Below are 13,163 nucleotides of genomic sequence, written 5' to 3'. Positions count from 1 at the left end.
GGTTCACAGCCCGCCGCTGCCGCCGGAGTCCAGGACCTCCTGCTGCTCGACGGCGATGCTGTCGAGAGCCTCCTGCGGGTCCATGGCGCCGTTGAGCGCCGCGTTCACGCTCGTGTTCTCGATGTCGACGAGACGGGCGTACTCGGGCACGTTCCACATGTCGCGCATGCGCTCCACGGAGTCGGCGTACACCTGGTTGAACGGTCCGGCCTCGAGGAACTCCGGCGACTGCAGCGCGTCGGTGCGGGCAGGCACGCCGCCCGCCGCGGCCCACTTCTGCTGGGTGTCGGCCTGGAGGAACCACTTCATGAAGTTCAGCGCCTCCGCCTGCCGGTCCTCGGGCGCGTACGCCGAGATGTGCATCCCCATGCCGCCGAGAGGCACCAGGTCGGTCTCCTGCGTCGGCAGGGTCGCGAAGCCGAGCTTGTCGAGGATCTCCTCGCGCGTGGAACCCAGCGTCGACTGCGCGGGGTCGAGCAGGCCGCCGCTCGCGGCGATCCAGTTGAACGCGATGCAGGCCTTGCCCTGCGCGACCGCCGCGTTGACCTCGTCGATGAACCAGTTCCCGGAGCCCGTCGCGGTGAGCGGCTTCATCTCGTTGACCAGGACGTCCATCGCCTTCTGGCCGGCCTCGTCGTTGATGACGCCCTCGATCTGGCGCTCCTCGGCGTCCCACAGGTTCCCGCCGTACAGGCCGTTGACCGTGTTGTAGGTGACGGCCGCCGCGTCGGAGCCGTTGGCCTGGTGGAAGGCCAGCCCGCTCACGCCCGGGTTCTCGGCCTGGCACTGCGCCGCGACGGAGATCATCTCGTCCCACGTCGCCGGCGGCTCGTCGCCGATGAGGTCCTTCCGGTAGATCATCGTCCAGGTGTCGCCGAGCAGCGGCAGGCCGTACATGCTCGCGTCCTCGTCCCGCTGGCCCGTCTCGGCCTGCGGGTACTGGCCGTACGCGGCCAGGAGGTACGGGTCGAAGGCCTCGGTCTCGACGTTGCCCTCGATGAAGTCGGTGATGTCGAGGATGTTGCCGTTCGTCACCGCCTCGCCGATGTGCTGCGAGTCCAGGACCGCGATGTCGAAGTCGGTCTGACGTGCCGCGAACTGCGTGAACATCGCGTCGTGCCAGTTGGCGTTCGGCACGGTGTTGACCTCGACGGTCACGTTCGGCCGCTCCTTGGTGTACTCCGCGTTCGCGAAGTCCTCGAGTGCCTGGGCCGGGGGCCACTCGAACCAGATGAAGCTCAGGGTCAGCGGTTCGTCGGTCAGCTCCGGGACGGTCGCCGGCGCCTGGGCGCCACCGCCCGCCTCCGCGGTGCCGCCCCCTCCACCGCACGCGGCCGTGGCCGCCGCGGTGCTCATGGCCATCAGGACCGCGGCCGTCGCCAGCCGCCCCCGTCGGCGGGGAAGTGATCCGTGCCCCGCTCGCATCGTGCTCCTCATCGAGTCTCCTGCTTCCTGGGTCGGTGTTGCCGGACTGTTGCTGCTACTGCTCGTTCACCGTCACCAGGACGTGGCGACGTAGTGGGCCTCCATGAACTCGAGGAGACCTTCCGTGCTCCCCTCGCGGCCGAGCCCGCTCTGCTTGGTGCCGCCGAACGGCGCGGCCGGGTCGGAGACCAGTCCGCGGTTGAGCCCGACCATCCCGGACTCGAGCCGCTCCGAGAGCCGCAGGCCGCGGGCCAGGTCGCCGGTGTACAAGTAGCTGACGAGGCCGAACTCGGAGTCGTTCGCCAGGGCGAGCGCCTCCTCCTCGTCGTCGACGCGGACGACGGGGGCCACGGGGCCGAAGACCTCCTCGTGCAGGAGGCGTGCGTCCCGGGGGACGTCGACGAGCACCGTCGGCGGGTAGAAGCAGCCGGGCCCGTCGACGGGCTCCCCGCCCAGCACGGCACGCGCCCCGCGGTCGATCGCGTCGCGGACGAGCTCGTCGACCTTGCGGACGGCGTCGGCGTTGATGAGCGGTCCGCACCCGGTGCTCTCGTCGACGCCGGGGCCGACCGTGACCTCCGCCATCCGGGCGACGAGTCCTTCGACGAAGACGTCGTGCACGGCGTCGGCCACGAGGAACCGGTTGGCGGCCGTGCACGCCTGGCCGCCGTTGCGCATCTTGGCGACCATGGCGCCGTCGACCGCCGCGTCCACGTCGGCGTCGTCGAGGACGACGAACGGGGCGTTCCCCCCGAGCTCCATCCCGCACTTGAGGACGCGGTCCGCGGCGACGCGCAGCAGCCGTCGACCCACCTCGGTCGAGCCGGTGAACGACAGCATGCGCGTGCGCGGGTCGGACAGCATCGCCTCGACGACGGGGCCCGCGGTCGAGGTCGTGACGACGTTGAGCACCCCTGGGGGCATCCCCGCCTGCTCCAGCAGCGCCGCCACGGCGTACGCCGTCAGGGGCGTCTCCGTCGCCGGCTTGAGCACCGCGGTGCATCCCGCTGCCAGGGCCGGTGCGATCTTGCGGGTCGCCATCGCCGCGGGGAAGTTCCACGGCGTGACGAGGACGCTGACCCCGACGGGCTGGTACGTCACCACCATCCGGTTCGCGCCGCTCGGGGAGCGGCCCAGCTGACCGCGCAGGCGCACGCCCTCCTCGGCGTACCAACGGAAGAACTCGGCGGCGTACGCCACCTCGGACCGCGCGTCCGGCAGCGCCTTGCCGTTCTCCAGCGCGATCAGGCGGGCGAGGTCCTCGCTCCGCTCGGTCATCAGCTCGAACGCTCGCACGAGGATCTCCGCACGGTGGCGGGGAGAGGTCGCCGCCCACGCGGCGGCCGCGTCGGCGGCCGCGCCCACCGCCGCCCGGGCGTCGTCGAGGTCGGCGTCGGCCACGGTCGCGAGGACCTCGCCCGTCGCGGGGTCGCGCACGTCGATGCGCCGCCCGCTGCCCGACGCGCGCCGCTCCCCCGCCACCAGCAGGTCGGTGGGCACGTCGAGCCCGTCGAGAACCGGACGCATCGTCTCGTGGAGAACCGTCATCGCACACCTGCCGTCGTGGTCGTGGCCGCCTGGGGCCGGGCTTCTTCTCGCAGCGAGCGCCGGTCGCCGGAGTACGCGGCACGCACGATGCGTTCCAGGGCGTCGACGTCGAGCGGGCGGGGGTTGTTCTCGACCAGCCTCGTGGCCTGGAACGCCTGCTCGGCGGTCCAGCGCAGCCGGTCGGACGGCAGGCCGATCTCCGCGAGGGTCGACGGGATCCCCACGGACCGCAGCAGGGCGGCGCTCCGCTCGATCGCCTCGTCGGCCAGGACCTCGGGAGACTCGTCGGGGTTCGCACCCATCGCCACGGCGACCGCGGCCAGCTCGGGGACGCGGGCGGGTCGGTTGTACTCCATCACGTACGGCAGGAGGGCGCCGACGCCGACCCCGTGCGGGGTGTGGGTGAGCGCCCCGACCGGGTACTGGAGCGCGTGCGCCGCGGCGGTGCCGGCGCTGCCGAGGGCGAAGCCTCCCGCGGTCGCCCCGAGCATCATCGCCTCGCGGGCCTCGGCGTCGCCCGGGGCCTCCACGACGCGCCGCAGGTTCTCGGCGACGAGGCGCACCCCCAGGAGCGCGTACGTGTCGGTGAGCGCGTTCTTGCCGACGAAGACACGCTCGGTGGCGAGCTCCGGGGTCGCCGTCCGACGAACCGCGGTGAACGACTCGACCGCGTGCGAGAACGCGTCGGCCCCCGCGCTCGCGGTGAGCGACGGGGGGCACCCGAGCGTGAGCTCCGGGTCGCACACGGCCGTGTGCGGGACGAGGTGCGGGCTGGAGATGCCGACCTTGCTGACGCGCCCGGGGTCGGTCAGCACCGCCACCGGCGTCACCTCCGACCCGGTGCCCGCCGTGGTGGGCAGGGCGACCACGGGGACCACCGGGCCCGGGACGCGGAGCTCGCCGTAGTAGTCGGAGGCCTGCCCGCCATGGGCGATCACCACGGCCACCGCCTTCGCGAGGTCGAGGCAGCTGCCTCCACCCATGCCGACGACGACGTCGGGCCGCACGCGGTGCGCGAGCGCGGCGCACTCGGCCACCTGGTGCACCGGGACGTCGGGCAGCACCTCCGCGAACACGGTCACGTGGACGCCGGCGCCCTCGATCAGCCGGACCAGCTCCGCGAACTCGTCCGTCCCCCCGAAGCGAGCGTCGGTGCAGACGAGGGCTCGGGACCCGAGGGACGCGGTCACCGTCCCGAGGGCGTACCGCTGCCCTGGGCCGAACAAGACCTCTCGCGGCCCGCGCAGAAAACCGAGGATGCCCATGGGAAACTCCGGGAGATAGAGGGTGGAGTGAGAACTGCGGTCGATTCGCGACCGCCCTTGGTCACGACAGGTGCACTCGTTCCGATACGATCGGATCCGATCCGATCCAGATCATGGAGCAGTCGAACAGCCGGTGTCAACAGGTTCTTCTGCCCGGCGCACGAAAGGAGCCCGCACGAGGTGGACACGCTAGCGACCGACGAGCGCGACGAGCGGACCGACGAGGACCGGCGCGAGCCGGTGGCGAAGAAGGCTCGCAGGCGGCCCGCCGACCACGTCTACGACACGCTGCTCACCCAGCTGATGTCGCAGCGGATCGAGCCCGGTTCCCGCGTCACCGTCGACGCCCTGGCGCGCGAGCTGGGGGTCTCGCAGACGCCGATCCGGGACGCGCTGAACCGCCTGGAGGCGGACGACCTCGTCGTCCGCGTCCCCAACGCCGGCTACCGGATCCCCCCGCAGATCACGCGCGACCGGTTCGAGGACATGCTCGAGGCGCGCCTGCTGCTCGAGCCGGCAGCGGCGCGGATGGCGGCGGAGCGCGCCTCGACGAAGCAGCTGGCCAGGCTCCGCGCGGTGCTGGACGAGATGGCGACGCTGTCCGACGGGCACACGGCGTACGGCGAGTTCGGGCTGCTCGACGCCGCCTTCCACGACGTCGTCGCCAGGAGCGGCGGGAACCGCGTGATCCACGAGGCCCTCGCCCGGATGCACGCGCACGTGCACCTCTTCCGGCTGGTCTACGACGCCCAGGTCACCGACCTCGCCACGAGCGAGCACGAGGAGGTCCTCGCCGCGGTCGCCGCGCGGGACCCCGACGCCGCCGCCTACGCGATGCGCCGGCACATCCTGCTGTCCGGCGAGCGGATCCGCCGGCTCTTCGACGAGGAACCGGGTGGTGACGACGCGTCGAGGGGTTGACGGATCGCGCGGCCCGGTGAATCCTGTGCAGATCCGATCGGATCGGATCATCCCATTCGACGACGAGTGCGAGGAGAAGCAGGTGCCCAGAGCTCTGCTCCTGACCGGCGACGCTGCCGAGGAGCTCGACACGATGTATCCGTACTACCGCGTGCAGGAGGGCGGCTGGGACGTCGACGTGTCGTCGCGGACGACGCGCGACGTCCAGCTCGTCATCCACGAGTTCGACCCCGGCTCCGACGCCTACGTCGAGAAGAACGGGCGCAAGCTGCCGGTCGACGTGCCGTGGGCCGAGGTCGACGTCGAGCGGTACGACGCCCTCATCATCCCCGGCGGCCGCGCACCGGAGTGGATCCGCGTCGACGCCCACGTCCGCCGCATCACGGAGCACTTCTTCGCCCGCGACCTGCCCATCGCGCTGGTGTGCCACGGCGCCCAGGTCCCCGCGGTCTACGGGCTCCTCAAGGGCCGACGGACGGCCTGCTTCCCTCCCATCACGGGAGACATGGAGAACGCCGGGGCCACGGTCGTCGACGCACCCGACGTCGTCGACGGCAACCTCGTGTCGTGCCGTGGCTGGCCGGACATGCCGCAGTTCGGCCGCGTGATGATGGAGGTCTTCGACAAGTCGGTCGGCGCGGACGCATGAGCGCGGGTCACAGGTTCCGGTGACGACGAGCCGGACCGTCGCCGTCGCGGGCTCTCCCGTCCACGTGGTCGAGGACGGAGAGGGGCCGGCGGTCCTGTTGCTGCACGGCTCGGGCCCCGGCACCACCGGGTCCGGGGCCTGGGCAGCGACCGCCGAGTCGCTGCGCTCTTCCTGGCGCGTCGTCGCTCCGGACCACGCGGGCTTCGGGAGGACGCCGCTCCCACCGGGCTCGCGGGGCGGGCTGCGCGTGTGGACCGACCAGGCCGCGGGTCTCATGGACGCCCTCGGCCTCGAGTCCTACGCCGTGGTGGGGCACTCGATGGGTGGTGCCGTGGCTCTGGCGCTGGCGGCCGCACGCCCCCGGAACGTCACGTCCGTCGTGGGTGTCTCGGCGATGGGCGCACCGGGGGCGCCCCTGTCGGCGGACCTCGACGCCGTCTGGGCCGCCTCCCCCGACCGAGCCGGGGCGCGGGAGATGCTGAGCCGGCTGTTCCTCGACCCGGCGCACGTCACCGGGTCGGCCGTCGACGCACGGGCGGCCGCGATGCGCGCCGGGGCGGAGGCGTTCGCGTCGATGTTCCCGCCGCCCCGGGCGCGGTGGTCGGAGGACCTGACCCTGTCGACGCGTCAGCTCTCCGCGGTCCGCGCGCCCGTCCTGCTCGTCCACGGCGCGCAGGACCGCGTCACCCCCTTGAGGACCACGGCGCTGCCGCTCCTCGATCACCTGAGCGACGTCCGCCTGCACGTGCTCGGGCGATGCGGGCACGTGCCGGCGGTGGAGCACGCTCCGGAGTTCGTCCGCCTGCTGAGGGACTTCCTGGCGAGGTCGGCGCTCGAACCGTCCGGTGCCGGACGGTGAGCGAGGGGCCCGGAGCCGCAGCGTCCTGCGGCTCCGGGCCCCTTCGACGTGCTCCGGCCTGCTGCTCCTGAGAGCGGCTCAGAAGTCCCAGTCGTCGTCCTCGGTGTTCACGGCCTTGCCGATGACGTACGACGAGCCCGACCCGGAGAAGAAGTCGTGGTTCTCGTCCGCGTTCGGCGACAGGGCCGAGAGGATCGCCGGGTTGACGTCGGTCTCGTCCTTGGGGAAGAGCGCCTCGTAGCCGAGGTTCATGAGCGCCTTGTTCGCGTTGTACCGCAGGAACTTCTTGACGTCCTCGGTCAGCCCGACGCCGTCGTACAGGTCCTCCGTGTACTGCACCTCGTTGTCGTAGAGCTCGAAGAGCAGCTCGAACGTGTACGCCTTGAGCTCGTCCCGCTCCTCGGGGCTGAGCTTCTCGAGGCCCTTCTGGAACTTGTAGCCGATGTAGTACCCGTGCACGGCCTCGTCCCGGATGATGAGGCGGATGAGGTCGGCCGTGTTCGTCAGCTTGGCGCGCGACGACCAGTACATCGGCAGGTAGAAGCCGGAGTAGAAGAGGAACGACTCGAGCAGCGTGCTCGCGACCTTGCGCTTGAGCGGCGAGTCGCCCTTGTAGTACTCCATGACGATCTCGGCCTTGCGCTGGAGGTTCGGGTTCTCCTCCGACCAGCGGAACGCGTCGTCGATCTCGCGCGTCGAGCACAGCGTCGAGAAGATCGACGAGTAGCTCTTGGCGTGCACCGACTCCATGAACGCGATGTTGGTGTACACCGCCTCCTCGTGCGGCGTGATCGCGTCCGGGATGAGCGACACCGCGCCGACCGTGCCCTGGATCGTGTCGAGCAGCGTCAGACCGGTGAACACCCGCATCGTGAGCTGCTGCTCCTCCGCGGTGAGCGTGTTCCACGACTGGATGTCGTTCGACACCGGCACCTTCTCGGGCAGCCAGAAGTTCCCGACGAGGCGGTCCCACACCTCGAGGTCCTTCTCGTCCTCGAGACGGTTCCAGTTGATCGCGCTCACGCGATCGATGAGCTTGAGCTTCCCCGTGGGCGACATCTGCCTTCTTCTCTCCTGCTGACCCCGGACCGACCGGGACGACTTCGTGGGACCGGACCCTGCGCCGTCGGCCACTCCTCCGCGGGAGGGTGGCCGACGACGTCGGGCTTCGAGACAACTGATAGTTGCCTCAGGCGACTACAGCATGCAGCTGACGCAACCCTCGACCTCCGTGCCCTCCAGGGCCATCTGGCGGAGACGGATGTAGTAGAGCGTCTTGATGCCCTTGCGCCACGCGTAGATCTGCGCGCGGTTGACGTCGCGCGTCGTGACCGTGTCCTTGAAGAACAGCGTGAGGCTCAGGCCCTGGTCGACGTGCTGCGTCGCGGCGGCGTACGTGTCGATGATCTTCTCGTAGCCGATCTCGTACGCGTCCTCGTAGTACTCGAGGTTGTCGTTCGTCAGGTAGGGCGCCGGGTAGTAGACGCGCCCGATCTTGCCCTCCTTGCGGATCTCGATCTTCGACGGCACCGGGTGGATCGAGGACGTCGAGTTGTTGATGTAGGAGATCGAGCCGGTCGGCGGGACGGCCTGGAGGTTCTGGTTGTAGATCCCGTGCTCCATGACCGAGGCCTTGAGCGCCGTCCAGTCCTCCTGCGTCGGGATGTGCACGCCGGCGTCCGCGAAGAGCTGGCGCACGCGGTCGGTCGCGGGCTCCCACACCTGGTCGGTGTACTTGTCGAAGTACTCCCCCGTCGCGTACTTCGAGTCCTCGAAGCCGCCGAACGCGCGACCGCGCTCGATCGCGAGGCGGTTCGACGCCGCGATCGCGTGGTAGGCGACCGTGTAGAAGTAGATGTTCGTGAAGTCGATGCCCTCCTCGGACCCGTAGTGGATCCGCTCGCGCGCGAGGTAGCCGTGGAGGTTCATCTGGCCGAGGCCGATCGCGTGGCCCGACTCGTTCGCGCGCTTGACCGACGGCACCGACTCGATGCTCGTCTGGTCCGAGACGGCGGTGAGCGCGCGGATCGCGGTGTCGATCGTCTTCGCGAAGTCCGGCGAGTCCATCGTCTTGGCGATGTTCAGCGAGCCGAGGTTGCAGGAGATGTCGCGGCCGACGTGGTCGTACGAGAGGTCCTCGTTGAACGTCGAGGGCGTCGAGACCTGGAGGATCTCCGAGCACAGGTTCGAGTGGGTGATGCGGCCCTTGATCGGGTTCGCCTTGTTCACCGTGTCCTCGAACATGATGTACGGGTAGCCGGACTCGAACTGCAGCTCGGCGATCGTCTGGAAGAAGTCGCGCGCCTTGATCTTCGTCTTGCGGATGCGCGAGTCGTCCACCATCTCGTCGTACTTCTCGGTGACCGAGACGTCGGCGAACGGCTTGCCGTAGACGCGCTCGACGTCGTACGGCGAGAAGAGGTACATGTCCTCGTTCTTCTTGGCCAGCTCGAACGTGATGTCCGGGATCACGACGCCGAGCGACAGCGTCTTGATGCGGATCTTCTCGTCCGCGTTCTCGCGCTTGGTGTCGAGGAACCGCAGGATGTCCGGGTGGTGCGCGTGCAGGTACACCGCACCGGCGCCCTGGCGCGCGCCGAGCTGGTTCGCGTAGGAGAACGAGTCCTCGAGCAGCTTCATCACGGGGATGACGCCGGACGACTGGTTCTCGATGTGCTTGATCGGCGCGCCGTGCTCGCGGATGTTCGACAGGAGCAGGGCGACGCCGCCACCACGCTTGGAGAGCTGCAGCGCGGAGTTGATGCCGCGCGCGATGGACTCCATGTTGTCCTCGATGCGCAGCAGGAAGCAGGACACGGGCTCGCCGCGCTGCGCCTTGCCGACGTTGAGGAACGTGGGGGTCGCGGGCTGGAAGCGGCCCGAGATGACCTCCTCGACGATGTCGAGCGCGGCCTGCTCGTTCCCGTCCGCGAGGCCGAGCGCGACCATGCAGACGCGGTCCTCGAAGCGCTCGAGGTACCGCTTCCCGTCGAACGTCTTGAGCGTGTACGACGTGTAGTACTTGAAGGCGCCGAGGAACGTCTCGAAGCGGAACTTCTTGGCGTACGCGAACTCGAACAGCGACTTCACGAACGCGCGGTCGTACTTCGCCAGCACGGCCGGGTCGTAGTACTTGTTCTCGACGAGGTAGTCGAGCTTCTCCTGCAGGTCGTGGAAGAAGACCGTGTTCTGGTTGACGTGCTGGAGGAAGTACGCGCGCGCCGCCTCGCGGTCCTTGTCGAACTGGATCTCGCCGTTCGGGCCGTAGAGGTTCAGCATCGCGTTGAGCGCGTGGTAGTCGAGCTGCGCGCTCGCCAGGGGCACCTCGGTGACCGTGCCACCGCCTGCCACGCTCACGCCGGAATCCGTGACTGTCGTTGCCAAAATCGTCCCAATCCGTCGCGGACGCGCGCGGCGTCCTCGGCTGTTCCCAGGAGTTCGAAGGCGTACAGGTAGGGCACCTGGCACTTCGCGGAGATGATGTCGCCGGCGATGCAGTAGGCGTCGCCGAAGTTGGTGTTGCCCGCGGCGATGACGCCGCGGATCAACGACCGGTTGTGCACGTCGTTGAGGAACTTCACGACCTGACGCGGGACGGCACCGCCCTCGTTGCCGCCCCCGTAGGTCGGGACCATGAGCACGTACGGCTCCTCGACGCGCAGGAAGCCCTCGGTGGGACGCAGCGGGATGCGCTGCACGTCCATGCCGAGGGCCGGCAGGTCGAGCCGCTGGACGAACCGGTGCGTGTTCTCGCTGACGCTGGAGAAGTACACGAGCGACCCCACGGGGACGCACCTCCGTCCTGCCCTGCTCCGCCTGCTTCCGTACGAGTTCCGGGGCACCTCACGGCGCCCCGGGGAGGCCGGTCAGGCGACGACCGGCGAGACCTTCTGCGCGAGAGCGTTGATCTGGTCGGGACGGAACCCGGACCAGTGCTCGTCCCCGGCCACGACCACGGGCGCCTGCAGGTAGCCGAGCCCGCGCACGAGCTCGAGCGCCTCGGCGTCCTGGCTGATGTCCACGACGGAGTACTCGATGCCCTTCTTGTCGAGAGCGCGGTACGTCGCGTCGCACTGAACGCAAGCCGGCTTGCTGTAGACCGTGACGCTCATGGGGTGACTCCTCGTCTCTCGCGCTCTGTCCGGGATCGGTCCTCGGGGAGGGAGATACGTCTCTGACCTCGAAGGACACCGGTGGAACTACGTCTGTGTGATTCGCCAGAAGGCCTCCGGCCCCCTGGGTGTGCAACCACTATACCTAGTGGTCGACACCGCGCCACCGCACTAGATGTCGTGGTCGAACTTCACCCCTCCGCGTGTGCTAGGAGCCATGAGTCCATGGTCCCACCACCCTCTGACACGCCTCCGAGGCCCCTCGTCCACAGCCCGTCGTCCACCGCTCGGAAGCACCACGAACGGCGTCCTCTCGCGGACCGCGGGGCATCGTCCACAGGGTGGGGACGACGTCGATCCACACCCTGTGAGGTCCGGTGAGGCTGCCCTGCGGGGCCACCTCCGCCGTCGCGCGGTCCCGCGCCGGCGGCCGACGAAACACCCCAATCCGGGCGCGACGAACGTCCGACTCGTCGGCGTGTCGCGTTCCTTCGGCGTGTCGCGCGGCGAGTGCGAGGCATGCGAGAAAGGTCACCCCGCTCGCGCCGATCATCGACCACCGCGCTCCCTCGGCCGACCAGGGCTCCACCTCCGCGCACCAGGGCTCTACCTCGGCCCACCAGGGCTCTACCTCGGTTCACCAAGGCCCAATCTCGGCCCACCAGGGCACGCGAGGGCCCGCCCGGTGCGACCGGGCGGGCCCTCGTCCAGCGACTGTCTGCTTCAGCGACGGGCGGTGCCGTCGACCGCGGTCAGGCGGTCTCGTCGACCGCGGGGAGCTCGTTCGACGTCACGAGGCGGCGGTACCAGTGCGCGGAGTCCTTCCACGTGCGCTCGAGCGTGTCGTAGTCGACGCGGATGATGCCGAACCGGCGGTCGTAGCCGTAGCCCCACTCGAAGTTGTCGAGCAGGGACCACGCGAAGTACCCGCGCACGTCGGCGCCCGCGTCGATCGCGGCGCCCACGGCGTCGACGTGGTCGTGCAGGTAGGCGACGCGGCGGTCGTCGTGCACGCGGGGGGTCCCGTCGGCGTCGACCGTGACCTCGTCGGCGAACGCGGCGCCATTCTCGGTGACCATCATCGGCTGGTGCGGGTACGTCGTCGCCACCGACACGAGCAGCTCGGTCATGCCGGCGGGCTCGATGTTCCAGCCCATGGCGGTGTACGGGCCGGGCTGCTGGACGAACTCCACGTCGTCGACGCCGATCCACGGGCTGTGGCTCGACGCGCCGTGGCCGTCGTTCTCGGACCGCTCGCCCTCGCCGGAGAAGTGGCGCACGCGCACGGTCGAGTAGTAGTTGACGCCGAGGATCGACAGCGGCTGGCGCACCGTCTCGAGGTCGCCCTCCCGCACGAACGACCAGTCGCTCACGTGCGCGGTGTCGGCGAGCAGGTCGGCAGGGTACTCGCCGTCGAGCATGGGCGCGAGGAACGCGCGGTTGGCGAGCGCGTCGATCTTCCGCACCGCGTCGAGGTCCGCGGCCGACGACGGGTCGTCGGGGCGGATGACGTGCAGGTTGAGCGTGACGGACGTCTTCGCGTCCTCGCCGAGCTCGTCGCGGATCGCCTGGACGGCGAGGCCGTGCGCGAGGTTCAGGTGGTGCACGGCCGCGAGCGCCGCGGCGGGCTCGGTGCGGCCGGGCGCGTGCACGCCGGAGCCGTAGCCGAGGTAGGCGGAGCACCACGGCTCGTTGAGGGTCGTCCAGGTGTCGACCCGGTCGCCGAGCTCGCGCGCCATGTGGCGGGCATACTCGGCGAACGCGTGCGCGGTGTCGCGGTTGGCCCAGCCCCCGGCGTCCTCCAGCTCCTGCGGGAGGTCCCAGTGGTAGAGCGTGACGACGGGCTTGACGCCCTTCTCGAGGAGCGCGTCGACGAGGCGCGAGTAGAACGCGACGCCCTCGGGGTTGAGCGGGCCGGTGCCGCCCGGCTGGACGCGCGACCACGAGATGGAGAACCGGTACGCCCCGAGGCCGAGGTCCGCGATGTGCTGCACGTCCTCCTGCCACCGGTGGTAGTGGTCGTCCGCGACGTCGCCCGTGTCGCCGTTGAGCGTGCGGCCCGGGGTGTGGGAGTAGGTGTCCCAGATGGACGGCGTGCGGCCGCCCTCGGCGGCGGCGCCCTCGATCTGGTAGGCGGCGGTGGCGGAGCCCCAGAGGAAGTCGGTGGGGAACGTGCGGCGGCCCGACGACGCGGGCGCGGCCTGCGCGTCGACGGCGACGGGGGCGGTGGTGTCGGTGGTCACGAGGGTCCTCGCTGGTCGGTCGTCGGACGACGCGGTCCGCGACGGGTGGTCGGTGGGTGCGCGTGCGTCTCGGTGGGTGCGAGCGCGGCACGCGCGGGAAGTGCAGGGCGAGCATGCCATGGGAGCGCTTCCATGACATGC

Annotated in this window: 11 protein-coding genes; 3 read left to right on the top strand and 8 right to left on the bottom strand. The window is 70.1% G+C overall.

The features are described from left to right. Nucleotides 1-3: 3 nt before the first annotated feature. From ABRQ22_RS04850 to ABRQ22_RS04840, 3 genes are all read right to left on the bottom strand, one after another. A complete protein-coding gene (locus ABRQ22_RS04850) occupies nt 4-1,356 on the bottom strand; it encodes an extracellular solute-binding protein (RefSeq protein WP_253053406.1) in 1,353 nt (450 codons plus the stop codon). A gap of 141 nt (nt 1,357-1,497) precedes the next feature. Then, nucleotides 1,498-2,973: an NAD-dependent succinate-semialdehyde dehydrogenase gene (locus ABRQ22_RS04845; protein ID WP_353708757.1), complete on the bottom strand. Its 1,476-nt coding sequence runs from the start codon at nt 2,971-2,973 to the stop codon at nt 1,498-1,500. Beyond that, nucleotides 2,970-4,238: an iron-containing alcohol dehydrogenase gene (locus tag ABRQ22_RS04840; protein ID WP_353708756.1), complete on the bottom strand. Its 1,269-nt coding sequence runs from the start codon at nt 4,236-4,238 to the stop codon at nt 2,970-2,972. The genes ABRQ22_RS04845 and ABRQ22_RS04840 overlap by 4 nt, the downstream gene beginning before the upstream one ends. Nucleotides 4,239-4,418: 180 nt before the next feature. Here ABRQ22_RS04840 and ABRQ22_RS04835 point away from each other — a divergent pair, with 180 nt between their 5' ends. The 3 genes from ABRQ22_RS04835 to ABRQ22_RS04825 all read left to right on the top strand — a co-directional run bounded on the left by ABRQ22_RS04835 (nt 4,419) and on the right by ABRQ22_RS04825 (nt 6,667). After that, nucleotides 4,419-5,159, top strand: a complete 741-nt coding sequence (locus ABRQ22_RS04835; RefSeq protein WP_353708755.1) for a GntR family transcriptional regulator — start codon at nt 4,419-4,421, stop codon at nt 5,157-5,159. Nucleotides 5,160-5,241: 82 nt separating this feature from the next. Continuing rightward, on the top strand, nt 5,242-5,808 hold the full coding sequence (locus ABRQ22_RS04830) for a DJ-1/PfpI family protein (protein WP_253053397.1): 567 nt from the start codon (nt 5,242-5,244) through the stop codon (nt 5,806-5,808). A 19-nt stretch (nt 5,809-5,827) separates the two neighbouring features. Continuing rightward, nucleotides 5,828-6,667: an alpha/beta fold hydrolase gene (locus ABRQ22_RS04825; protein ID WP_353708754.1), complete on the top strand. Its 840-nt coding sequence runs from the start codon at nt 5,828-5,830 to the stop codon at nt 6,665-6,667. A gap of 78 nt (nt 6,668-6,745) precedes the next feature. On the opposite strand, the gene nrdF is transcribed toward ABRQ22_RS04825, so the two are convergent. The 5 genes from nrdF to ABRQ22_RS04800 form a co-directional block, all read right to left on the bottom strand. After that, nucleotides 6,746-7,726, bottom strand: coding sequence for a class 1b ribonucleoside-diphosphate reductase subunit beta (gene nrdF / locus ABRQ22_RS04820; RefSeq protein WP_253053393.1), 981 nt, complete (start codon nt 7,724-7,726; stop codon nt 6,746-6,748). Nucleotides 7,727-7,864: 138 nt separating this feature from the next. After that, nucleotides 7,865-10,018: a class 1b ribonucleoside-diphosphate reductase subunit alpha gene (gene nrdE, locus ABRQ22_RS04815; protein WP_308202326.1), complete on the bottom strand. Its 2,154-nt coding sequence runs from the start codon at nt 10,016-10,018 to the stop codon at nt 7,865-7,867. Between the two features lie 2 nt (nt 10,019-10,020). Next, nucleotides 10,021-10,452 carry a class Ib ribonucleoside-diphosphate reductase assembly flavoprotein NrdI gene (gene nrdI, locus ABRQ22_RS04810; RefSeq protein WP_205205938.1) on the bottom strand — a complete coding sequence of 144 codons (432 nt, stop codon included), beginning with the start codon at nt 10,450-10,452 and terminating at the stop codon, nt 10,021-10,023. A gap of 81 nt (nt 10,453-10,533) precedes the next feature. Then, nucleotides 10,534-10,779: a glutaredoxin-like protein NrdH gene (gene nrdH, locus ABRQ22_RS04805; RefSeq protein ID WP_047232913.1), complete on the bottom strand. Its 246-nt coding sequence runs from the start codon at nt 10,777-10,779 to the stop codon at nt 10,534-10,536. Between the two features lie 752 nt (nt 10,780-11,531). Next, a complete protein-coding gene (locus ABRQ22_RS04800) occupies nt 11,532-13,022 on the bottom strand; it encodes a GH1 family beta-glucosidase (protein WP_308202320.1) in 1,491 nt (496 codons plus the stop codon). Between the last annotated feature and the right edge of the window lie 141 nt (nt 13,023-13,163).

The organism is Cellulosimicrobium sp. ES-005 (assembly GCF_040448685.1).
GTDB lineage: Bacteria > Actinomycetota > Actinomycetes > Actinomycetales > Cellulomonadaceae > Cellulosimicrobium > Cellulosimicrobium cellulans_G.
The sequence above is the reverse complement of the archived record's forward strand: the minus strand, read 5'-3'. Positions and strand labels throughout refer to the sequence as shown.